Genomic DNA, 21,922 nt, shown 5'->3' on the forward strand with positions numbered 1-21,922 from the left:
CTAGAGCGCGCAGAAGACGCAGAGGCCGATCAGCACGACCTGCAGCAGCGCCCGCGGCACGAGCGGGGTCGCGAAGACGCCGAACCGGTCCGTCTTGCCCGCGGCGAAGGCGTTCGCCGGGAAGACGGCCACCAGGAAGACGATGAGCCAGACGGCGGCGGCCGCCCGCGTCGCCGGCACCAGCCGCCCGATCCCGCCCACCAGCTCGCACACGCCGGTGAACGCGACGAGCGCGCGAGCGGACACGACCCGCAGGCCCGGCGGGATCATGGCCGCCATCCCGCGCGCGGGGCCCGGTACGAAGTGAAGCGCGCCCATCCCGACGAACACGAGAGCGAGCAGGATGCGGACGGCGAGCTGTGCGATCTCGAAAAGCGTCACCAGCACATCCTCTCCTGTGGTTGTCCACAGATGCCGTAACGCGGCGAAAGAGGCGCTTGACGCCCCGCTAGAGTTAACCCGTTCGGCGCCCCATCGACCGTGGCGCACTTCCCAAGCCAGCCCTCGCACTTCGTAAGGAACTGCCACGTGACAAAGCCGGTCGTCCTGATCGCCGAAGAACTCTCGCCCGCCACCGTCGACGCCCTCGGGCCCGACTTCGAGATCCGCTCGGTGGACGGGACCGATCGCCCGGCGCTCCTCGAGGCGGTGTCCGACGCCGACGCGATCCTGGTGCGATCCGCGACGAAGGTCGACGGCGAGGTCATCGGCGCCGCCAAGTCCCTCAAGGTCATCGCCCGCGCCGGCGTCGGCCTCGACAACGTCGACATCAAGACCGCGACCAACGCGGGCGTCATGGTGGTCAACGCTCCGACCTCCAACATCATCTCGGCCGCCGAGCTCACCGTCGGTCACATCCTGAGCCTCGCGCGTCACATCCCGGCCGCTCACAGCGCGCTCGCGCAGGGTCAGTGGAAGCGGTCGAAGTACACCGGCGTCGAGCTGTACGAGAAGACCGTGGGCATCATCGGCCTCGGCCGCATCGGCGCGCTGATCACCGCCCGCCTCCAGGCCTTCGGCACGAACGTCATCGCGTACGACCCGTACGTCACCAGCGCCCGCGCGCAGCAGCTGGGCGTGCAGCTGGTCAGCCTCGACGAGCTGCTGTCGCAGGCCGACTTCGTCACCATCCACATGCCGAAGACGCCCGAGACGACGGGCATGATCTCCGACGACCAGCTCGCGCAGATGAAGAAGACGGCGTTCGTCGTCAACGTCGCGCGCGGCGGCCTGATCGACGAGGACGCCCTGTACCGTGCCCTCACCACCGGCACCATCGCGGGCGCCGGCCTCGACGTGTTCGTGTCCGAGCCGCCGCAGGACTCGCCGCTGCTCGCCCTCGAGAACGTCGTCGTCACCCCGCACCTCGGCGCGTCGACCGACGAGGCGCAGGAGAAGGCGGGCGTCTCGGTCGCCCGTTCCGTGCGCCTGGCGCTCTCGGGCGAACTCGTGCCGGACGCGGTCAACGTCGCCGGCGGCGTCATCGACCCGTACGTGCGTCCGGGCATCCCGCTCGTCGAGAAGCTCGGTCAGGTGTTCTCCGGCCTCGCGAGCAGCCCCGTCACGAGCGTCGACGTCGAGGTGCGCGGCGAGCTCGCCGACTACGACGTGAGCGTGCTGAAGCTGGCGGCGCTGAAGGGCATCTTCACGAACATCGTCAGCGAGACGGTGTCGTACGTGAACGCGCCGCTCCTCGCCGATCAGCGCGGCATCGAGGTGCGACTCATCACGGACTCGGTCAGCGAGGAGTACCGCAACCTGATCACGATCCGCGGCGCGCTCAGCGACGGCTCGCAGATCTCCGTGTCGGGCACGCTCACCGGGCCGAAGCAGATCGAGAAGATCGTCGGCATCAACGGCTACGACGTCGAGGTCCCGGTCGCCGAGCACCTGGTCGTCATGGTCTACGACGACCGTCCGGGCATCGTGGCCGTCTACGGCCGCGAGTTCGGCGAGGCCGCGATCAACATCGCGGGCATGCAGGTGGCACGCACCTCGGCCGGCGGCAAGGCGCTCAGCGTCCTCACCGTCGACTCCCGCGTGCCGGACGGCCTGCTCGAGAAGGTCCGCCTGGCGATCGACGCCGACCTGATGCAGGAGATCGACATCACGGAGGCGTGACGGCGGCGCCGGCAGTAACGGCGCCGGCAGGAAGAAAGTTCTTCCCGGCTGTCGATTCGGGCGGTTGACTTGCGTCGTAGGGGTGTCGATATCCCTACGAACCGAGGAGACACCATGTCCGACGAGTACGTCCTGCTCATCCGCGAGCCGAACTGGGACCCCGACGCGATGAGCGCCGAGGACTGGCAGGCGGGGATGGCGGGCCACAAGGCGTTCCAGGATGCCGTCGCGGCGGCGGGCGAGGCGATCGTGGCGAGCAGCGCCCTCCAGGAGGCGAGCCGCGCGACGCGCATCACCCCGGGAGCCGACGGCGCGCCGGTGTTCACCAGCGGTCCGTTCGGCGAGACCAGCGAGGTGATCACCGGCTTCTACAGCTTCACCGCATCCACCCCGGAGCAGGCCCGCGAGCTGGCGGCGCTCTGCCCGACCAAGGGATGGATCGAGCTGTACCCCGTGCTGGTGCTCGATGCGGTGCGCTGAGTGACGGCGGCCGCGGGGCCGGGTCGCGCCGCGCTCGACCGGGCGTGGCGCGACGAGGCCCCGCGCATCCTGGGCGCGGTCGCCCGGACGACCGGCGACCTGCTGCTCGCCGAGGACGCGGTGCAGGAGGCGTTCGCGCGCGCCCTCGTGGAGGCCGATCGCGGCCGCGCGCCGGCGAACCCGGCCGCCTGGGTCACCACCGTCGCGCGCCGTGTGGCGCTCGACGCGCTGCGCCGCGAGCAGGCGGCCGCCCGCGCGGCGCCCGGACTGGCCGCCGAGCTCGAGCGCGCCGAACGCCTGGCCGCGGAGAGCGACACGAGGGGGAGGAGTCCGTGTTCACCGGAGACGAACGGCTGGAGCTCATCCTCCTCGTCGCGCATCCCGCCCTTGCGGCGGAGGCGCGGGTCGAGCTGGCGCTCCGCTTCGTCTGCGGGGTTCCGACGGGGCGCATCGCGGAGGTGTTCCTCGTCTCCGAGCCCACGATGGCCGCCCGGCTCACGCGTGCGAAGAAGCGCATCCACGACGCCGGGATCCGGTTCGAGCTGGACGATCCGTCCGCCGTCGCCGCCAGGATGCCGGACGCGCTGACCACGGTCTACCTGCTCTATACGGTGGGTCACCGGACCGCGGACGATGTGCTGCGACGGGATGCGATCGAGCTCGCGCGCGACGCGCACCGCACGATGCCCGGGGCCGAGACGGCCGGGCTCCTGGCGCTGCTGCTGCTCACGGAGGCGCGGCAGGCGACGCGGCTCACCGCCGATGACGAGTTCGGGACGCTCCGTGAGGCGGACCGGTCGCGCTGGGACCCGGCGCTGATCGCGGAGGGCGAGCACCTGGCCGTCGCAGCGCTCGCGGGCGGCGGCCGCTACGGACTCCAGGCCGGGATCGCCGGCCTGCACGACATCGCGCCGACGTGGGAGCAGACCGATTGGCCGGCGATCGTGCGCCTCTACGACGGCCTCGTGCGGCAGTGGCCCAGCCCGGCCGCCCGGCTCGGGCGCATCGTCGCGCTCGGGCACAGCCCTGACGCCGGGCCCGAGGTGGCGTTGGCGGCGCTGGACGCCGATGCCGAGCTCGTCCGGGTGTCCCTCGCGTCGGAGGCGCATGCTGCTCGCGCCGAGCTGCTGCGGCTCGCCGGCCGGGAGACGGAGGCTGCGGCGTCCCTGCTCGCGGCGATCGGAGCGGCGCGGGACGAGCGCACCGCCCGCTCCCTGCGGCGACTCCTCGCGGAGACCGCCTGAGGCCGGTCGGAGCAGCGCGGTCAGGCCGCCGGGCCGGCGATCTTCCGCACGAGCGCGATCAGCTCGTCCACGTCCGTCTCGTCCCGCAGCACCGTGTTGGCCGCGGGGAGCAGGGCGGTGTTGTAGTACATCCCGTCGCCGATGAGCATGACCATCCGGGCGGCGAGCGGATCGCCGACCGCGTCCTCCAGCGCCAGGAGCCACACGCGCTGGGCGTCGCCGAGGGCGTCGCGGGCGCGGGTGTCCGCCGCCTGCGCCAGCCGGGCGACGGCCACGAGCGCGCGTTCGAACCGGGAGTCGGTGGGGATGGACGTACGCAGGAAGTAGTCGACAGGGCCGGCGTCGGCCGTGCGCATCTCCTGGACGTCGAGGGCGACCAGAGTGCCGAAGCGACTCAGCAGGCCGCCGACCAGCGCCTCCTTCGACGCGAAGTGATACAGCAGACCGCCCTTGGAGACTCCCGCGCGCGCGGCGACGGCGTCGAGCGTGGCGGCGCGCTCGCTCTGCTCGGCGAGCAGCTCTTCGAACGCGTCGAGGATGCGGTCGCGGGCGGATCGCGAAGACGCGGAGGGCGCGGGGGAGTCGCTCGGCATGACCACATGTTAGCCGCGATCCCTTGCCACTGTACCGTCCAGCCGGTACAGTAGCCTCATGTCCGCCACCGTCACCGCCCTCGCACCCACCACCGTCCCCTCGCGGGCCGGCGGTCGCGCCTGGGCGGCTCTCGCGGTGCTCATGCTTCCGACGCTGCTGGTGTCGGTCGACAACACGGTGCTGAGCTTCGCCCTGCCGTCGATCTCCGAGGCGCTGAAGCCCAGCGCGACCGGGATGCTGTGGATCGTCGACGTGTACCCGCTCGTGCTGGCCGGGCTGCTCGTGGCGATGGGCAGCCTGGGCGACCGCATCGGCCGGCGACGGCTGCTCCTCATCGGTGCCACCGGTTTCGCCGCGGTGTCCGCTGCCGCCGCCTTCGCCCCGAGCGCCGAGCTGCTGATCGGCGCCCGCGCCGCCCTCGGGGTGTTCGGCGCCATGCTCATGCCGTCAACGCTCTCGCTGCTGCGGAGTGTCTTCCTCGACCGCGAGCAGCGCCGCCTCGCGATCGCCATCTGGGCCGCCGGCTTCGCGGCCGGCTCCGCGCTCGGCCCGATCGTGGGCGGGCTGCTGCTGGAGCACTTCTGGTGGGGCTCGGTGTTCCTGCTCGCGGTGCCCGTCCTCATCCCTCTGCTGATCCTGGCGCCGCTGCTCGTCCGCGAGTCGCGCGACCCGGCCCCCGGTCCGGTGGATGCGCTCGGCATCGCCCTCTCGCTGCTGACGATGGCGCCGATCGTCTACGGCATCAAATCCCTGGCGGTCGACGGCTTCTCGCCGATCGCGGTGGTCTCGATCGCGGTGGGGGTAGTGTCCGGCATCCTGTTCGTCCGGCGTCAGCTGCGGCGTCCGGTGCCAATGCTCGACATGCGGCTGTTCACCCGGCCGGCGTTCAGCGGCGCGGTCGTCGTGAACCTGCTGAGCGTGGTGTCACTTGTCGGCTTCCTGTTCTTCGTGTCGCAGCACCTGCAGCTCGTGATCGGGCTGACGCCGCTGCAGTCCGGTCTGGTACTGCTGCCGGGGCTGCTCACCATGATCGTGGCCGGGCTCGTGGTGGTCCCCATCGCGCGGCGGGTGCGGCCCGGTGTCGTCATCGCCGGCGGGCTGACGCTCTCGGCGGCCGGGTACCTGCTGGTCGCGGTCACCGGCGGCGGCGCTCCGTGGGGCGTCCTGCTCGCGTCGTTCGTGCTGCTCGGCGCGGGCATCGGCGCCGCCGAGACGGTGTCGAACGAGCTCGTCATCACCACCGCGCCGGCTGCGAAGGCTGGAGCGGCGTCCGCGGTCTCCGAGACCGCATACGAGCTGGGTGCGGTGCTCGGCACCGCGACACTCGGCACGCTCATCACCGCGTCGTACCGCGGTGCGCTCGTCACGCCGTCCGGGCTCACCGCGGCGCAGGCAGACGCCGCGGGGGAGACCCTGGGTGGCGCGGTCACCGTCGCCGCCGGGCTTCCGTCCCCGCTGGCCGAGCAGCTGCTCGCCTCGGCGCGCGCGGCCTTCGACAGCGGGGTGGGGCTCACGGCGGTGATCGGCGTCGCGCTGGTCGCAACCGCCGCGGTCGTCGCGCTCGTCACACTGCGCCGGGTACGGTCGTGATCGGCCCGCACGGGGCCGGTCCGGTCGTTCGGCGGCGATAGGCTGGCAGTACCGTTTCGGCCCATCGATCGCGCAGGAGTGCCATGTCCCGTACCGTCAAGCTCGCCGTCATCCCGGGTGACGGGATCGGTCCGGAGGTCATCGCCGAGGCGGTCAAGGCGCTGGATGCGGTGACCGCGGGCACAGAGCTGTCGTTCGAGAAGACGCACTTCTCGCTCGGCGCCGACCGGTACCTCGAGACCGGCGACGTGCTGACCGACGACGACCTCGAGGCGATCAAGGCCCACGACGCGATCCTGCTCGGGGCTGTCGGCGGCACGCCGGGCGACCCGCGCCTCGCCGGCGCGAACATCGAGCGCGGCCTGCTGCTCAAGCTGCGGTTCTCGCTGGACCACTACGTGAACCTGCGTCCGACGACGCTGTTCCCCGGCATCGCCAGCCCGCTCGCGGATCCGGGCGCGGTCGACTTCGTCGTGGTCCGGGAGGGCACCGAGGGGCCCTACGTCGGCAACGGGGGCGCCATCCGCCAGGGCACGCCGCACGAGATCGCCAACGAGGTCAGCGTCAACACGGCCTACGGCGTGGAGCGCGTCGTGCGCTACGCCTTCGACCAGGCCCAGCAGCGCCGCAAGAAGCTCACCCTCGTCCACAAGACAAACGTGCTCACCTTCGCCGGCGGGCTCTGGAAGCGGGTCGTGGATGCGGTGGCCGCCGAGCATCCGGAGGTCCAGGTCGACTACCTCCACGTCGACGCCGCGACGATCTTCCTGGTCACGGATCCTGCTAGATTCGATGTGATCGTCACGGACAACCTCTTCGGCGACATCCTCACCGACCTCGCGGCCGCGATCAGCGGCGGCATCGGGCTGGCGGCCTCGGGCAACATCAACCCGACCGGGGCCTTCCCGAGCATGTTCGAGCCGGTTCACGGATCGGCCCCCGACATCGCCGGCCAGCAGAAGGCCGACCCCACCGCCGCGATCCTCTCCACGGCGCTCCTGCTCCGCCACCTCGGCGAGAAGGGGCTCGCCGAGCGGATCGCGAGCGCGGTGACCGCCGACCTCGCCTCCCGCACAGGCGCTGCGCGAACGACCGCCGAGATCGGCGACGCGATCGCCGCGCGAGTGGCGCAGAATTGATCCACCGTCGCATAAAGGACCTGTCATGACCTCGACCAGCATCTCCCTCACCAACGGCCCCACCGAGACGTCGGGCCTGCTCTGGAACGTCAGCCGCAACGAAGCCGCCCGCGAGGCCGCCGAGCGCGCCGAGATCCTCGCCAACCCGGGATTCGGCAACTACTTCACCGACCACATGGTCGACATCTGCTGGTCCGCCAAGGGCGGCTGGCACCGGCCGCGCGTCTCGCCGTACGGCCCCATCCAACTGGAGCCGTCGGCCGCGGTCTTCCACTACGCGCAGGAGATCTTCGAGGGCCTCAAGGCGTACCGCCACGAGGACGGCTCCATCTGGGGCTTCCGCCCGGAGGCCAACGCCGCGCGCATGCAGCGCTCCGCCTACCGTCTCGCGCTGCCCGAGCTGCCGGTCGAGCACTTCCTCGACTCGCTCAAGCAGCTCATCGCCGTCGACGGCGACTGGGTCCCGGACGCGCCGGAGACGAGCCTCTATCTGCGCCCGTTCATGTTCGCCAAGGAGGCGTTCCTCGGCGTCCGCCCGGCGAACAAGGTCGCGTACTACCTGATCGCCAGCCCGGCCGGCGCGTACTTCCCGAGCGGCGTCGCCCCCGTGTCCATCTGGCTGTCCGACCACTGGTCCCGCGCGGGCAAGGGCGGGACGGGCGCCGCCAAGACCGGCGGCAACTACGCCTCGAGCCTGCTGCCGCAGGCGGAGGCCTACGAGCACGGCTGCGCCCAGGTGCTGTTCCTCGACTCGGTCGAGGGGAAGTACATCGAGGAGCTCGGCGGGATGAACGTGGTCCTCGTCCACAAGGACGGCACCCTGATCACGCCCGACTCCGACAGCATCCTCGAGGGCATCACGCTCGACTCGGTGCTGCAGCTCGCCCGCGACCGCGGCCACAAGGTGGAGCGTCGCCGGGTGACGATCGACGAGTGGCGCGACGGCGTCGAGTCCGGCGACATCGTCGAGGTGTTCGCGTGCGGCACCGCCGCGGTCATCACGCCGATCGGCGAGCTCAAGTCGGACACCTTCACGGTCGGCGACATCACGGCGCCTCCCGGTGAGCTCACCATGTCGCTGCGTCAGGAGCTGACCGACATCCAGTACGGCCGCGAGCGCGACCGCCACAACTGGATGTACCGGCTGGACGCGTAGGCACCGGACGCGTAGGCAACGGAGGAGCTCCGTCCTCACCGCGCGGCGTTTCGCCACGAAGGGAGGAGTCTCGGGCCACCACCGGCCCGGGACTCCTCCCTTTTGCGCGGAAGCCGTGGCAGCATCGAGGCATGGGTGACACTCGTTTCGCCGTGGTCGGTCCGGGCGCCGTCGGGGGCCTCTTCGCATGGCTGCTGCAGCGCGCCGGGGAGGACGTCGTCGCGGTGGGGCGCCCCGCGACGGTGGAGGCGATCCGCCGCGACGGCATCGAGGTGCGCAGCGAGACGTTCGGCGACGGCGTCGAGCGTGTGCGCGCCGACACCGAGATCCCGGAGGGCGCCAGCGTCATCGTCGCGACCAAGGCGTACGGGCTGGAGGACGTCCTCCCCGGCATCGTCGCCTGCCGCCCGGCGGAGGTCATCTCGTTCCTGAACGGAGTCGAGCACATGCGGCCGTTGCGCGACGCCCTGCCCGGCGTGCCGGTCGCGGGCGCCTCCGTCGCGGTTTCGGCGCTGCGCGCATCCACGACGGTGATCGACCACCGCAGCCCGTTCGTCCGGATCGAGGCGCCGGAGGCCGCGGCCGGCTTCGCGTCGGTGCTCGCACTCACGGATGCCGGCCCGAGCGTCCGTGTCGGCGGAACCGAGGCGGAGGTGCTGTGGGCGAAGTTCCGGCTGCTGGCGTCCCTCGCGCTGCTGACCTCGTACTGGCGGCAACCCGCCGGCGCGGCCCTCAGCGAGGATCCGGAACTGACCGAGGCCGTCGTCTCCGAGGTCGTCGCCTGCTCCACCGCCGAGGGCGTGCCGGCGTCGGAGCTCGACCTCGTGCGGGCGTTGCGCAGTGTGCCAGGCGGGATGCGCACCTCCCTCCAGGAGGACCTCGCGGCCGGTGCGCCCAGCGAGCTCGACGCGCTCGGGGGAGCGCTGGTCCGTCTGGGCGAGCGGCACGGCATCCCGACTCCGGCGATCTCGCGCATCGTCACGGCGCTAGGCTCGAACACGTGAAGATCGCACGTTTCAGCCACACTCGCGACGGATCCAGCACGCCGGCCATCGACTACGGCATCGTCGACGAGGATGCCCTGGTCGTCCTCGCGGGCGACCCCATGTTCGTCGGCTTCGAGACCACGGGCGAGCGCATCCCGCTCGGCAAGGTCGGGTCGCTGCTGGCGCCGGTCATCCCGCGCTCCAAGGTCGTAGCGGTCGGCAAGAACTACCGCGAGCACGCCGCCGAGATGGGCGGCGAGGCGCCGGGCGAACCGTTGCTCTTCCTGAAGCCGAACACGTCGGTCATCGGGCTCGGCGATGCGATCGTCGTGCCGCCGCAGTCGCAGCGCGTCGACTACGAGGGCGAGCTGGCCGTGGTGATCGGCACGATCGCCCGCAACGTCCGCGCAGAGGACGCCGCCGAGCACATCTTCGGCTACACGGTCGCCAACGACGTCACCGCCCGTGACCTGCAGGAGAAGGACGGGCAGTGGACGCGCGCGAAGGGCTTCGACACCTTCTGCCCGCTCGGCCCGGTCATCGACACCGACCTGGCGCCGGACGCCGTGCTGCGCACCCGCCTGAACGGCGAGCTGAAGCAGGAGGCGCCGATCTCGGACATGGTGCACGACATCCCGTCGATCCTCGCCTACGCGTCCAGCGTCTTCACGCTGCTGCCGGGCGACGTGATCCTGACCGGAACGCCGTCCGGAATCGGGCCGATGAAGCCCGGCGACACGGTCGAGGTCGAGGTGGATGGCGTCGGCTCGCTGGTCAACCCGGTGCGCGCCCCCAAGTAGCCTCCCCGGTAGGATCAGACGCGTATGTCTGACTCGATCGCTCACCCGTTCTCGACCGCAACCGGCGCCGATGTGCGCGTGCGGTTCTGCCCGTCGCCCACCGGCACGCCCCACGTGGGCCTCATCCGCACGGCGCTCTTCAACTGGGCGTACGCCCGGCACACCGGCGGCAAGCTCGTCTTCCGCATCGAGGACACCGACGCGGCCCGCGACAGCGAGGAGAGCTACCAGCTCATCCTCGAGGCGCTCCGCTGGCTGCGGCTGGACTGGGACGAGGGCATCGACGTCGGCGGCCCGGACGGTCCGTACCGGCAGTCGCAGCGCTACGACATCTACCGCGACCTGATCGAGCGGCTCACGGAGTCCGGCCACATCTACGAGAGCTTCGCCACGGCGGAGGAGATCGAGGCGCGCAACATCTCGCTCGGCCGCGACCCGAAGCTCGGCTACGACAACTTCGAGCGCGAGCTGACGCAGGAGCAGAAGGACGCCTACCGCGCCGAGGGCCGCGAGCCCGCGCTACGCCTCCGCGTCCCGGACGACGACCTGAGCTTCGACGACCTGGTGCGCGGCGAGATCACGTTCAAGGCCGGCTCGTTCAGCGACTTCGTCGTGGTGCGCCCCAACGGCCACCCGCTCTACACCTTCGTGAACCCGGTCGACGACGCTCTGATGGGCGTCACGCACGTGCTCCGCGGCGAGGACCTGCTCTCGTCCACCCCACGCCAGATCGCGCTCTACCACGCGCTGATCGACGCCGGCGTGACCACCTTCGTCCCGCGGTTCGGCCACCTGCCCTACGTGATGGGCGAGGGCAACAAGAAGCTCTCCAAGCGCGACCCGGAGTCGAACCTGTTCCATCACCGCGACCGCGGCTTCATCCCGGAGGGGCTCGTCAACTACCTGGCGCTCCTCGGCTGGTCGCTGACGCACGACCGCGACGTGTTCTCGCTCGCCGAGATGGTCGCCGCGTTCGACGTGGAGGACGTGAACCCCAACCCGGCCCGCTTCGACGTGAAGAAGGCGGAGTCGATCAACGGCGACCACATCCGGTTGCTGGATGTGGCGGACTTCGCCGAGCGGACCATCCCGTACCTGGTGGCGGCCGGCGTGGTCGCCGAGCCGCTGACGCCCGCGCAGCATGAGGTTCTCGCGAAGGCTGCTCCGCTGGTCAAGGAGCGGGTGCAGCTGCTGGGCGAGACCCCCGGGATGCTCGGCTTCCTGTTCACCGACGCCGCCTCCCTCGTGGTCGAGGACGACGCGCGGGCCTCGCTGCCGCAGAACGCGGGCGAGGTGCTCGCCGCCTCCCTCGGCGCCCTGGAGCTCGTGCCCGAGGCGGAGTGGACGCACGACGCGATCGAGTCGGCGCTGCGCGACGCGCTCGTCGAGGCCCTCGGCCTCAAGCCGCGTGTCGCCTTCGGCCCGCTCCGTGTCGCGATCTCGGGCCGCCGGGTGTCGCCTCCGCTGTTCGAGTCGATGGAGATCCTCGGCAAGTCCGACACCATCGCGCGACTCGACCGGCTGTCGGCGGCCCTGGGCTGACGGCGATGAGCGGGGATCGGTCGTACGAGGTCGTCGTCGTCGGCGGCGGCCCTGCGGGCCTCTCGGCCGCGCTGAACCTCGCGCGCGCCCGGCGGCGCGTGCTCGTGGTCGACGGCAACCGGCCGCGTCACGCGGCCACGCTGCGCGCGCACGGCTTCCTCACGCGCGACGGCGTCCCGCCGCTGGAGCTGCGTCGGCTCGGCCGCGAGGAGGTCGACGCCTACGACAACGCGTCGGTGGTGTTCGCGCAGGTCGGGGCGGTCGAGGTGGAGGGCGACGGCTTCCGCGTGACCGGCCGGGGCGTGCGCGGCGGTGCGGATGTGGATGTGCGGGCCGACACCGTGCTCCTGGCGACCGGCGTCACCGAGACCATGCCGACCATCCCGAGCCTGCGCGCGTACTACGGCACCCAGCTGCACAGCTGCGTCGAGTGCGACGGCTACGAGACGGCCGGCCAGCCGCTCGCGCTCATCGGAGAGACCTCGGACCTCGCGGAGCGCGCCCTGCTGCTCATGCAGTGGACCGACGACCTGATCGTCTTCACGAACGGCGCCGACACCATCGAAGCGGACGAGGAGCGGATGCTCGCCGCCCTGGGCGTCAGCGTCGAACGTCGCCGCGTCGACGACGTGGTGGGGGAGAAGGGCGTGCTCACGGGCGTCCGCCTCGAGGACGGAACCGTGGTGGAGCGCGCCCGCGGGTTCCTCCGTCCGGTGTGGTCGCCCTCGCTGTCGTACGTGGACGCGCTGGACCTCGACCGGGATGCCGACGGCTACCTGGTGACCGACGCGCAGGGCCGCACCTCGCTGCCCGGCGTGTACGCGGCGGGGGAGACATCCGCCCCCGGCCCGCAGCAGCTGATCGTCGCGGCAGGCTCAGGCGCGGTGGTCGCGGCGGCCGTCAACCGCGACCTCATCGGGCTGTCGCTGGACGGCGCCGCCGTTTTGTAGTCCGGCCCGCGGGTAGGCTAGAGTTGGTTCTCGTGCCCGGGCCGCGGTCTGGAGCAGTGGGGTATGGTGTAATTGGCAACACGGCTGATTCTGGTTCAGTTGTTCTTGGTTCGAGTCCAGGTACCCCAGCAGTGGATTTACTCCAAAAACCCCGGTGCTCACCGGGGTTTTTCTGCGTCTGGCGGCGTAGCTCGAGCAGCGGCGTTATTCGATCCCGCACGATTACAGTCGCCGGGTGGAGCCTGATCGAGGTGGGTATGGTCGATGGGGTTCAAGACATCCTTCTGTCGTTCGTCGTCGCGCTAGCAGGCTTTGTGGTCGCGTCGTTGGCCGCGCGGCGGCGGCGTCAGCTACAGTGACCCGGCTCTCCGGGATTCGCTGCGCCATGCCGTGGTCTTCGGCGGACGAGCATGTACGGGAGGCGATGTGACGAGCGGCCGCAACGGTGAGGCGCCCCCTGAGGAGACGTAGTCGCTTCCCATCGCCGGGATAGCGTTCCTGCTGTTCGTCATGGCGGTATTGGTGGTCGCCGGGGTGTCGGCTGTCGTTCAGGGCTTTGCAGGGCGGCACGGGCCACCGATCGGCTTCATGGTCATCTGGTTCGCCGCGCTCGGCTGGAACGTGTACTGGTGGCTGTTCCGCGTCGCCTACCGGGTTGAACTGGTGGGCCGCACCCTCTATTGGCGCGCGCCGCTACGGTCGGGAACCATGCCTGTGGACTCCGTCGATAGCGTCGGGCGATTCTTCGCGGCGCCCTATACCTGCGTGCTGCGGGCCCGTGGCCACGCCTCGCTGGTGGTCTTCACTCAACTCCGATCCTTCGAGCCGATGCTCGACGCGCTGCACAGTCTCAACCCCGGAGTGCCTGACCGACTGTAGTCAGCGGTGATGGGCGGCTGTCGTCGTCTCGTCACCGCCTGCGCCGTCGGGCCAGCAGTGCCGCGCCGACGGCGACGGCGAAGAGCATCGTTATCGCCAGGGGGAATGCGGGCCATGCTCCAGGGAGCGACACCCAGGTCCCACCAGCGGCGACAATGGTCTCGCTCACTGCCGCTCCCCGCGCTCGAGTCCGCCCTTCGCCCGTCGGAAGGACCGGAAGTACAGCACCGCCTGGCTGGCGAAGATGATGCCGAGCCCGACGTTGACCCAGCCCGTCGGGCTTCCGGCGACGACCAGGACGATTCCTCCGGCCAGACTGAGCGCGGCGACCCCCGCGAACGCCCAGGCGAAGTTCCGCCAGTACTCGGGCCGGCGGGTACGCGGGTCGGTCATGGGTGGAACTGTACTCGCGGCCGCGGCGACGATGCGCTCACCGCCGCCGCACCGCGTACCGGTGCTCCGGCCGCCCGGTCGCGCCGTAGCGCAACTCCAGCTTCAGCACCTCGCTCTGCTCCAGCTGTGTCAGGGCGCGCTGCGCGGTGGCGCGGCTCACGCCGATCGCCGCCGCGACGTCCGTCGCCGAGCTGCTCGCTGCACTGGCCGCCACCGCGTCGTACACGGCCTGGAGCGTCGGCGCCAGTCGGCGGAGGGCATCGGTCTGGCCGCCGGGGGATGGACGTAGCAGGTCGAAGATGCGGTCCACATCCTGCTGGGTCGCCTCGGCCGGGAACGCCTCCAGGTGGTCGTGCGCCGTGCGGAAGGCGGCGAGGCGCTCCGCGAGTTCCGCGAATCCGAACGGCTTGACGAGGTAGTGGAGCGCCCCGAGCTGCACGGCCAGCTTGACGGTGGGGATGTCGTTGGCGGCCGAGATCACGATGACGGCCGGGGGAGCGGGATCGGCGAGCAGGTTCCGCACGACCTGGAGGCCGTCGCCGTCGGGCAGGTAGATGTCGATCAGCACGAGGTCCGGCCGCAGCGACTCCGCGAGCTCGACGGCCTCCGCCGCCGTGTGCGCCTGGCCGACCACGTGGAACCCGGGCACGGCCTCGACGAAGCCGACGTGGACGCTCGCCACCCGGAAGTCGTCGTCGACCACCAGCACGGTCAGCGGTGCGGGGCTCACGAGCGGGCCTCCGCGGTCGGCGCGGACGTCCGCGGGAGGACGACCTCGAAGCTCGCGCCGCCCTCGCCCGAGACGGTGATCGTGCCGCCGAGCTTGGTGACTGTGGAGTGCACCAGGGAGAGCCCGAGGCCGCTGTGCCGGACGAGCGATCCGCGTTTCGTCGTGTAGCCGTTCTCGAAGATGCGCGGGATCTCGGTGCTCGGCACTCCGGGGCCGTTGTCCGACACCCGGATGGTGAGCGCCTGGGCCGTCTCCACGATCCCCACCACCACGCGGCGCGGCGCGGGCGCCGACGCGAGCGCGTCGAAGGCGTTGTCGATCAGGTTGCCGAGGATCGTCGTGAGCGCCTGGACGCGGTCGGGCGCCTCGCCGAGGTCGGTCTCCGGCGAGACGACGAGTTCGATGCCGCGCTCGTTCGCCTCCGCCGCCTTCCCCAGCAGCAGGCCGATCACCATCGGCGCGCCGATGTGGGTGCGCAGGGTGTTGTCCAGGTCCGCCGCGGTTCCGCGCAGCTCGGTGAGGTACTGCAGGGCGTCGTCCGCGCGCCCCAGCTCCAGCAGCCCGGAGAGGGCGTGCATCCGGTTCGAGAACTCGTGCTGCTGGGCGCGGATGGACTCGGTGAAGCTCCGCTCGCCGTCCAGCTCCCGGGTGAGGCCGGTGAGCTCCGTGCGGTCCTGCAGGGTGAACACGGCGCCGTGCGCACGCCCGCCGAGCGTCACGGGCATCCGGTTGATGACCAGGACATGCTCGTCGGTGACGGCGATCGCATCCTTCACCTCGGTCGTACCGGTGAGGGTGTCGCGGATGCGGCTGGCGGCGAGCACGTCGTCCAGCCGGCGGCCGCGTGCGCCGTCGGGCAGGTGCAGCAGACGCTGGGCCTCGTCGTTGACCACGGTGATGCGGCCGTTGGGGTCGACGGCGATCACGCCCTCCCGGATGCCGTGCAGGGTCGCCTCGCGCTCCTGCAGCAGTCGCGCGATCTCGTCGAGTTCGAGCCCGAAGGTGCGCCGTTTCAGGATGCTCGCGAGGGCGAAGGAGGCGAGGGCGCCGATCGCGAGCACCAGCGCGAACCAGAGCGCGTACGCCGGCAGCTCGGTGAGGAGTTCGCCGGAAACGCTGCTCTCGCGGATGCCGACCGACACCTCGCCGATGACGCGGCCGCCCGCCCCGAACATGGGCACGCGGGCGTTCGCGTTGACACCGGTCGCACCGGAATCCGTACCCAGGTGCACCTGGCCGTCGCGCGCCACGATCGGCTCTGACACCTTCTTGCCGACGAGGCCCGGGTCGGGATGCGTGTGCCGCACCCGATCGAGGTCGATCACGACGACGTACGCGGCGCCGGTCCGGTCGGCCGTCTGCGAGGCGAGGGACTGCATGGTCGCGTCGCACGCGGCACTGGGCGCCGTCATGCACGCCTGGACCGCCGGGATGCCCGCGAACGTCTCGGCGATCCCCGCCGCCCTCGCCTGGTAGTCCGCATCCAGGTTCGCCCGGGCGGTCTGCGCGAACAGGAGGAAGCCGATGACCATCGAGGCGGTCAGGATCGCCACCTGAGCCAGGAGTATCTGGCTCGACAGCCGTCGGATCCGTCGTCGCATCAGAAGGAAATCATCGCATCCGCGGCTGCGCATCGCACGTGAGCACAACGCGCAGAACGATCGTGAACGCGCACAACGGAGCGAATGGCGCACAAGCGCGACAGCCCAGGCCCGCCGGCACGACCATCGTCTTCGACACACCCGCAAGACAGAGAGGTCTTACGACATGGGCGACCAGCCACTTCACACGACGACGGGATCCCCGGGACCGGACCAGCCGGCCGGCATCGAGATCGTCGGCCTGACCAAGCGGTTCCTCACCCCGAAGGGCGAGACGTTCACCGCCATCCACGACGTCACGCTGAGCGTCGAGCCCGGGCAGTTCTGCGCGATCGTCGGCCCGACCGGCTGCGGCAAGTCCACCACCCTGGCGCAGGTCTCGGGGCTCGAGCGGCCCAGTGCCGGTTCGGTGAGCGTCGGCGGGCGGATCGTCGACGGCATCACCAGCGGCGTGAGCTACATGTTCCAGGCCGACTCGCTGTTCCCCTGGAAGACCGTTCTCGGAAACGTCATGATCGGCCCCGTACTGGTGGGCACCCCCAAGCGCGAGGCCGAGGCGCTCGCGATGGACTGGCTGCGGCGCGTCGGCCTCGCCGGCTTCGAAGACCGCTACCCGCACCAGCTCTCCGGTGGGATGCGCAAGCGCGTCGCGATGGCGGCGGCGCTCATCAACAACCCGCGCATCCTGCTCATGGACGAGCCGTTCGGCGCGCTCGACGTGCAGACGAAGGCGATCATGCAGACCGAGCTGCTCGGGCTGTGGGAGGAGCTGCGGCCCTCCGTGCTGTTCATCACGCACGACCTGGATGAGGCGGTTGCGCTCTCCGACCGGGTCGTCATCATGACGAGCAGCCCGGGCACCGTGAAGGACGTCTTCGACGTCGACCTGCCCCGCCCGCGCGGCGACGTGCAGGAGATCCGCCACGAGGAGCGCTTCCTCGAGATCCAGGGCCGCATCTGGGAGTCGCTGCGCGACGAGGTGACGCGGGCCTACCAGCAGACGGCAGGAGCGGCGGCGTGAGCATCATGACCAGCACATCCAGAACCACCACCACAACCCCGTCCCCCACGAGCGCCGCCTCCGCCGCGCAGGAGCGCGAGACCGAGCTGCAGCTCGCCGGCCGGCGCGCGCACAGCCGCCGCACCGCCTGGGTCTGGGTCGGCCGGCTCGGCGTCGCCGTCGTCGTCATCGGCGGCTGGCAGTGGTTCACCTCCGCCGGCTGGGTCGACAAGTTCTTCTACGGCCAGCCCTCCGGGATCTGGGACAGCCTGGTCCGGCTGTTCACGCAGGGGACCGCGTTCGGCACGATCTGGGAGAACCTCTGGATCACCGTCCAGGAGGCGTTCCTCGGCTTCCTGCTCGGAACCGTCACCGGAGTCGTGATCGGCATCCTGTTCGGCTCCAACCGCTACCTGGCGTCGGTGTTCGGTCCGTACATCAAGATCGTGAACTCCATCCCGCGCATCGTGCTCGGCTCGATCTTCATCGTCGCCTTCGGGCTCGGCGTCTTCCCGAAGGTTCTGCTCGCCGCGGTGCTGGTGTTCTTCGTCGTCTTCTTCAACGCCTTCCAGGGCGTTCGGGAGGTCGACCAGAACCTGGTCGCGAACGTGCGGGTGCTCGGCGCCTCGCCGCTCCAGGTCGCGCGGCACGTCACCATCCCGTCGGCCATGACCTGGATCATCGCCAGCCTGCACACCGCCTTCGGCTTCGCGATCATCGGCGCCCTCGTCGCGGAGGTGCTCGGCGCTCAGCACGGTATCGGCCTCATCATCAGCCAGTCGCAGGGCAACTTCGATCCGAACACGGTGTTCGCCTGCATGGTGATCGTCGCCGTCGTCACGCTCATCGCCGAGTACCTCATCACCCTCCTCGAGAAGGCCCTGCTGAAGTGGCGGCCGCCGAGCCGCTCCGAATCGGCCCAGGCGATCTGAGACCAGACCGACAACAACCCCAGACCTGCAACGACCCCATACCTGCAACGACGCAGACCGCCGGTTCGCCGGCACCAAGAAAGGAACATCCACATGAAGAAGCGCATCATCGCTGTCTCAGCGGCGGCGGCGATCGTCGCCCTCGGGCTCGCCGCCTGCAGCTCGGGAGCAGGAGGGGCGTCCTCCAGCTCCAGTGCCGGCAGCGCCTCCGTGCCCACCGTCAAGATGATGGTCGGCGGCATCGACAAGCAGATCTACCTGCCCTACCAGCTCGCCCAGAGCCTGGGCTACTACAAGAAGTACGGCGTCAACATGGAGCTCTCCACCGAGCAGAACGGCGGTGTCGGGGCAGAGGATGCCATGGCCTCCGGGCAGGTCGAGATGGCCGGCGCCTGGTACATCCACACCGTCGACTTCCAGTCCAAGGGCAAGGATGTGATCAACCTGGTGCAGCTCTCGGGCGCCCCCGGCGAGCGGGTCATGTGCAACCCGAAGGCCGGCGTCACCTCGGCGGCCGACTTCAAGGGCAAGAACATGGGCGTCACCGACCTCGGCTCCGGCACCGACGAGCTCACGCAGTTCCTCGCGGCGAAGGCCGGGATCGACAAGAAGCAGTACAACACCATCGCCGTGCACGCCGGCTCGACGGCGATCGCGGCCATCCAGCGCGGCTCGGCGGACTGCGTCATGACGACGCAGCCGACCGTGGGCGCGCTGACCGCGCAGAAGCTCGCGGTGACGGGTGTCGACCTGGCGACCACGAAGGGCGCGACCAAGGCGCTCGGCGGGGCCTTCCCTGCGGCGGGGCTGCTCGCCAACGCGAGCTGGGTGAAGAGCCACAAGGATGCCGCGCAGAAGGTGGTCGACGCCCTCGTCGCGACGATGCACTGGATCGCCACTCACAGCGCGAGCGACATCGCGAACAAGCTGCCGCAGGACTTCGTCCAGAACAGCACCATCACCAAGCAGCAGTACATCGCCGGCCTCGCCAGCGACAAGGGCCAGTTCCTGCCCGACGGGATCATGCCCGCCGGCGGACCCAAGGTCATCTTCGACATGGAGAAGACCATCGGCGTCGACACGTCGAAGGTGAAGATCGCCGACACCTTCACGAACGCGTACGCGGAGGCCGCCAACAAGCTGGAGGGCTTCACGCCCACCACGAAGCCGGCCGGCGCGGACGGCTGACCGAGCCAGGAGGACCGGTCCGTTCCCCTCCATCCACAGCGGACCGGTCCTCCTCTTCACGTCTTCAGGCGAACACGACGACGCGCCCCGGTGTCAGCCGGCCGGCGCGTCCTCTGCGGCCTCCTCGGCCTCCTCGCCGTGCAGGACGATGTCGCCGTCCTGGAACAGGATGCCCTTCGCCGTCTCCCTCCACTGCGGTTTCGCGCGCAGCAGGAACTCGAGCTCCATGCTGAAGTGCTTGTACTCCTCGGCGAGCGAGTCGAGCATGATCGCCTTCGCGACCTCGTCCTTCTCGACGGCGATGCGCTGCTCGTACCAGCCGATCGCCTCCGCCTCCTCGGACAGGCTGGCGCACATGCGCGCGAACGTCCTGGTCTGCTCGCTCAGTTCGCTGGGCGGCTCGTGATACTGGTCGGTGGACACCGGCTCTCCTCTCGTCGGGGCAACGGCGACTCCATCCAATGTCCGGATGCGGCATCCCTCAAGTGCCCGGCCATGCGAATCCGGTCATGAAGTCTTCCCGCGGGCACCGTCGGCGGGGGAGCATACGGGCATGACGGATACGGACGGAGCCGGCATCGTCGGCGTCAGCACCATCGGCATCCCGGTCTCGGACCAGGATCGCGCCCTCGCCTTCTACCGCGACACGCTCGGGTTCGAGGTGCGGGTGGATGCGCCGCTGCCGCAGCAGGGGAGCCGCTGGATCATGCTCGCACCTCCGGGGTCGGCGGTGTCGGTGTCGCTGGTGCAGGCGACTGACCGGATTCCGCCCGGAGTGGAGACGGGCATCCGCTTCGAGGCGGTGGATGCGGCGCGTGCGCACGAGGCGCTGCGCGCGAGCGGTGCCGAGGTGGGGGAGCTGCTGCGCTGGCCGGGCGTTCCAGCGATGTTCGCGGCGACCGACCCGGACGGGAACCGCTTCGAGGTCGTCGAGTCGGCCGGACGCTGACGGTGCGTCGCTGATGCTGCGTCGCTGATGATGCGTCGCCGATGGTGCGTCGCTGGTGGCGCGTCGCCGCTCCCCGCTAGGGTGACGGCACAGGGGGTGGTCGCGGTGAGCGCACTGATGGAGGGTCTGCAGCAGGAGGCGCGTCGTCGCCGCCGGGTCGCCGGGCTGGTGGTGCTCGCGTGCCTGACCGGTGTCGGCGCATGGCTGACCGCGCCGTTCGGTGTCGTGCTGCTGACCCGCGGGGATGCCGTCGGCTGGGCGCTCGTCGCGGCAGGCGCAATGCTGCTCGCCGGCACGGTGCTGCTCGGCATGGCGGCCCGCCGCAGGCATCGGCCGCCGGAGAGCCTGCCGGGCAAGGCGAATCCACGGTTCGACGAGCCGGAGCCGTCGCGCAATCCGCGGGGCGGGTACAGCATGGTCGGTTCCCAGATCGGATCGCACTAGGGCGCCTGTGGCCGCCGCGCTCGCTTTCGGTAACGCATCGAAATCGCCGGGCGCCCGCTCGCTAGGGTGACGGCATGACAACCCGGGCGATTGTGATCGGCGCAGGCGTGGTCGGGGCGGCGGCGGCCTGGTCCCTGGCGCGGGAGGGCGCATCCGTCCTGCTGCTCGAGGCGTTCGAGCGCGGCCACGACCGCGGCTCGTCGCACGGAGCGACGCGCATCTTCCGGCACGGCTACGACCAGGCCGACTACGTCGACCTCTCGGTGCGGGCGCTGCAGGGCTGGAGGGACCTCGAACGGATCAGCGGACGGCGCCTGCTCGACGCGACCGGCGCCGTCGACCACGGCGACCCGGCAGCGCTCGCGGCGATCGCGGCTGCCCAGGAGGCGGCCGGTCTGCCCTACGAGTGGCTCAGCGGCGCCGAGGCGGAGACCCGGTGGCCCGGGCTGCGCTTCGAGCCGCGTGTCCTCTTCAGCCCGGGCGGAGGCCGGCTGCGCGCCGCGGACGCGATCGAGGCGCTTCTCGACGCGGCCGAAGGCGCCGGGGCGGAGCTCCGCTTCGGCGCGCGCGTCACCGGGCTCGAGCGGGCGGGTGACGGCGTCGCGGTGACCGCATCCGACGGCATCCATTCGGCGGACCGCGTCGTGGTCGCAGCGGGGTCGTGGACGCCTGAGCTCCTGCGTCCGTGGTCGACCGACCACGGCGTCGAGCTGCCGACGGTCACCGTGACCGAGGAACAGCCCGCGCACTTCCCGCTGCGCCCGGGACCGGCCGATGACGAAGGGTTGTGGCCGAGCTTCGTGCACCATCCGACCGACTCCCGGTGGGAGGGCGCCTACGGCCTGCTGACACCGGGGGAGGGTGTGAAGGTCGGCTTCCACGGCACGGGCCCCGAGGTGGATCCGGACGCGCGCGACCGCACGATCGACCCGTCCCGGCTGGAGCAGCTGCAGCGTTACGTGGCCGAGTGGGTGCCCGGCGTGGACGCCGGCCGGCCCGAGGGGATCAGCTGCCTCTACGACAGCACCGAGCAGCAGGACTTCGTGCTGGACGCCGTCGGCCCGGCGGTCATCGCGACCGGCTTCTCGGGCCACGGCTTCAAGTTCGGTCCTGCTCTGGGCGACGTGCTGGCCCGCCTGGCCCTGCACGCCGAGCGGCCGGCCGCGCGATTCCGCCTGGCGGTCGCGTCGCCGGACGCGTAGCG

Annotated in this window: 23 protein-coding genes, 1 tRNA gene and 1 pseudogene; 19 read left to right on the top strand and 6 right to left on the bottom strand. The window is 70.8% G+C overall.

Annotation, left to right across the window (positions count from 1 at the left end; genetic code table 11):
* A complete protein-coding gene (locus ACQ86M_RS04345; RefSeq protein WP_431247177.1) occupies positions 1 to 381 on the bottom strand; it encodes a DoxX family protein in 381 nt (126 codons plus the stop codon).
* A gap of 147 nt (positions 382 to 528) precedes the next feature.
* On the opposite strand from ACQ86M_RS04345, the gene serA reads away from it, so the two are divergent.
* The 4 genes and pseudogenes from serA (at position 529) to ACQ86M_RS04365 (ending at position 3,845) form a co-directional block, all read left to right on the top strand.
* A complete protein-coding gene (gene serA, locus ACQ86M_RS04350; RefSeq protein WP_431247178.1) occupies positions 529 to 2,121 on the top strand; it encodes a phosphoglycerate dehydrogenase in 1,593 nt (530 codons plus the stop codon).
* A 114-nt stretch (positions 2,122 to 2,235) separates the two neighbouring features.
* A complete protein-coding gene (locus ACQ86M_RS04355) occupies positions 2,236 to 2,601 on the top strand; it encodes a YciI family protein (RefSeq protein ID WP_431220891.1) in 366 nt (121 codons plus the stop codon).
* Positions 2,602 to 2,832: pseudogene (locus ACQ86M_RS04360) on the top strand (sigma factor); the annotation flags it as partial. It lies immediately after the preceding gene.
* A gap of 101 nt (positions 2,833 to 2,933) precedes the next feature.
* The gene (locus ACQ86M_RS04365) at positions 2,934 to 3,845 is read left to right on the top strand and encodes a DUF6596 domain-containing protein (protein ID WP_431247179.1); all 912 of its coding nucleotides are present in this window, start codon (positions 2,934 to 2,936) and stop codon (positions 3,843 to 3,845) included.
* Between the two features lie 20 nt (positions 3,846 to 3,865).
* On the opposite strand, the gene ACQ86M_RS04370 is transcribed toward ACQ86M_RS04365, so the two are convergent.
* Positions 3,866 to 4,438 (bottom strand): helix-turn-helix domain-containing protein, encoded by a 573-nt coding sequence (locus ACQ86M_RS04370; RefSeq protein WP_431247180.1) that lies wholly within the window; start codon positions 4,436 to 4,438, stop codon positions 3,866 to 3,868.
* A gap of 58 nt (positions 4,439 to 4,496) precedes the next feature.
* Between ACQ86M_RS04370 and ACQ86M_RS04375 the strand changes: the two genes are divergently transcribed.
* From ACQ86M_RS04375 to ACQ86M_RS04415, 9 genes are all read left to right on the top strand, one after another.
* Positions 4,497 to 6,029 (top strand): MFS transporter, encoded by a 1,533-nt coding sequence (locus tag ACQ86M_RS04375; protein WP_431247181.1) that lies wholly within the window; start codon positions 4,497 to 4,499, stop codon positions 6,027 to 6,029.
* 83 nt (positions 6,030 to 6,112) lie between these two features.
* Positions 6,113 to 7,168: a 3-isopropylmalate dehydrogenase gene (locus ACQ86M_RS04380; RefSeq protein WP_431247182.1), complete on the top strand. Its 1,056-nt coding sequence runs from the start codon at positions 6,113 to 6,115 to the stop codon at positions 7,166 to 7,168.
* A gap of 25 nt (positions 7,169 to 7,193) precedes the next feature.
* Positions 7,194 to 8,324 carry a branched-chain amino acid aminotransferase gene (locus ACQ86M_RS04385; RefSeq protein WP_431220896.1) on the top strand — a complete coding sequence of 377 codons (1,131 nt, stop codon included), beginning with the start codon at positions 7,194 to 7,196 and terminating at the stop codon, positions 8,322 to 8,324.
* A gap of 131 nt (positions 8,325 to 8,455) precedes the next feature.
* Positions 8,456 to 9,328 (top strand): ketopantoate reductase family protein, encoded by an 873-nt coding sequence (locus ACQ86M_RS04390; RefSeq protein ID WP_431247183.1) that lies wholly within the window; start codon positions 8,456 to 8,458, stop codon positions 9,326 to 9,328.
* The gene (locus ACQ86M_RS04395; protein ID WP_431247184.1) at positions 9,325 to 10,110 is read left to right on the top strand and encodes a fumarylacetoacetate hydrolase family protein; all 786 of its coding nucleotides are present in this window, start codon (positions 9,325 to 9,327) and stop codon (positions 10,108 to 10,110) included. The genes ACQ86M_RS04390 and ACQ86M_RS04395 overlap by 4 nt, the downstream gene beginning before the upstream one ends.
* 24 nt (positions 10,111 to 10,134) lie before the next feature.
* A complete protein-coding gene (gene gltX / locus ACQ86M_RS04400; protein WP_431247185.1) occupies positions 10,135 to 11,652 on the top strand; it encodes a glutamate--tRNA ligase in 1,518 nt (505 codons plus the stop codon).
* Positions 11,653 to 11,657: 5 nt separating this feature from the next.
* A complete protein-coding gene (locus ACQ86M_RS04405; RefSeq protein WP_431247186.1) occupies positions 11,658 to 12,602 on the top strand; it encodes an NAD(P)/FAD-dependent oxidoreductase in 945 nt (314 codons plus the stop codon).
* A 57-nt stretch (positions 12,603 to 12,659) separates the two neighbouring features.
* Positions 12,660 to 12,731 (top strand) — tRNA-Gln (locus ACQ86M_RS04410).
* A gap of 381 nt (positions 12,732 to 13,112) precedes the next feature.
* Positions 13,113 to 13,481 (top strand): hypothetical protein, encoded by a 369-nt coding sequence (locus ACQ86M_RS04415; protein ID WP_431247187.1) that lies wholly within the window; start codon positions 13,113 to 13,115, stop codon positions 13,479 to 13,481.
* Positions 13,482 to 13,646: 165 nt separating this feature from the next.
* On the opposite strand, the gene ACQ86M_RS04420 is transcribed toward ACQ86M_RS04415, so the two are convergent.
* From ACQ86M_RS04420 to ACQ86M_RS04430, 3 genes are read right to left on the bottom strand one after another with little or no spacing between them, the layout of a single operon-like run.
* Positions 13,647 to 13,874, bottom strand: a complete 228-nt coding sequence (locus tag ACQ86M_RS04420) for a hypothetical protein (RefSeq protein WP_431220901.1) — start codon at positions 13,872 to 13,874, stop codon at positions 13,647 to 13,649.
* 37 nt (positions 13,875 to 13,911) lie between these two features.
* A complete protein-coding gene (locus tag ACQ86M_RS04425) occupies positions 13,912 to 14,604 on the bottom strand; it encodes a response regulator (protein ID WP_431247188.1) in 693 nt (230 codons plus the stop codon).
* Positions 14,601 to 16,157 (bottom strand): ATP-binding protein, encoded by a 1,557-nt coding sequence (locus ACQ86M_RS04430; protein WP_431247189.1) that lies wholly within the window; start codon positions 16,155 to 16,157, stop codon positions 14,601 to 14,603. The genes ACQ86M_RS04425 and ACQ86M_RS04430 overlap by 4 nt, the downstream gene beginning before the upstream one ends.
* Positions 16,158 to 16,371: 214 nt before the next feature.
* Here ACQ86M_RS04430 and ACQ86M_RS04435 point away from each other — a divergent pair, with 214 nt between their 5' ends.
* The 3 genes from ACQ86M_RS04435 (at position 16,372) to ACQ86M_RS04445 (ending at position 19,325) form a co-directional block, all read left to right on the top strand.
* Positions 16,372 to 17,226, top strand: a complete 855-nt coding sequence (locus ACQ86M_RS04435; RefSeq protein ID WP_431247190.1) for an ABC transporter ATP-binding protein — start codon at positions 16,372 to 16,374, stop codon at positions 17,224 to 17,226.
* A gap of 5 nt (positions 17,227 to 17,231) precedes the next feature.
* On the top strand, positions 17,232 to 18,137 hold the full coding sequence (locus ACQ86M_RS04440) for an ABC transporter permease (RefSeq protein WP_431247850.1): 906 nt from the start codon (positions 17,232 to 17,234) through the stop codon (positions 18,135 to 18,137).
* A gap of 93 nt (positions 18,138 to 18,230) precedes the next feature.
* The gene (locus ACQ86M_RS04445; protein ID WP_431247191.1) at positions 18,231 to 19,325 is read left to right on the top strand and encodes an ABC transporter substrate-binding protein; all 1,095 of its coding nucleotides are present in this window, start codon (positions 18,231 to 18,233) and stop codon (positions 19,323 to 19,325) included.
* A gap of 93 nt (positions 19,326 to 19,418) precedes the next feature.
* On the opposite strand, the gene ACQ86M_RS04450 is transcribed toward ACQ86M_RS04445, so the two are convergent.
* Positions 19,419 to 19,748 carry a hypothetical protein gene (locus ACQ86M_RS04450; RefSeq protein WP_431247192.1) on the bottom strand — a complete coding sequence of 110 codons (330 nt, stop codon included), beginning with the start codon at positions 19,746 to 19,748 and terminating at the stop codon, positions 19,419 to 19,421.
* 130 nt (positions 19,749 to 19,878) lie between these two features.
* Here ACQ86M_RS04450 and ACQ86M_RS04455 point away from each other — a divergent pair, with 130 nt between their 5' ends.
* From ACQ86M_RS04455 to ACQ86M_RS04465, 3 genes are all read left to right on the top strand, one after another.
* On the top strand, positions 19,879 to 20,274 hold the full coding sequence (locus ACQ86M_RS04455; protein WP_431247193.1) for a VOC family protein: 396 nt from the start codon (positions 19,879 to 19,881) through the stop codon (positions 20,272 to 20,274).
* 105 nt (positions 20,275 to 20,379) lie between these two features.
* Positions 20,380 to 20,718 (top strand): hypothetical protein, encoded by a 339-nt coding sequence (locus ACQ86M_RS04460; RefSeq protein ID WP_431247194.1) that lies wholly within the window; start codon positions 20,380 to 20,382, stop codon positions 20,716 to 20,718.
* Between the two features lie 74 nt (positions 20,719 to 20,792).
* Complete coding sequence (locus tag ACQ86M_RS04465) at positions 20,793 to 21,920, top strand: FAD-dependent oxidoreductase (protein WP_431247195.1); 1,128 nt, start codon at positions 20,793 to 20,795, stop codon at positions 21,918 to 21,920.
* Positions 21,921 to 21,922: the final 2 nt, after the last annotated feature.

This window comes from Leifsonia xyli subsp. cynodontis, from assembly GCF_050632205.1.
Taxonomy (GTDB): domain Bacteria; phylum Actinomycetota; class Actinomycetes; order Actinomycetales; family Microbacteriaceae; genus Leifsonia; species Leifsonia xyli_D.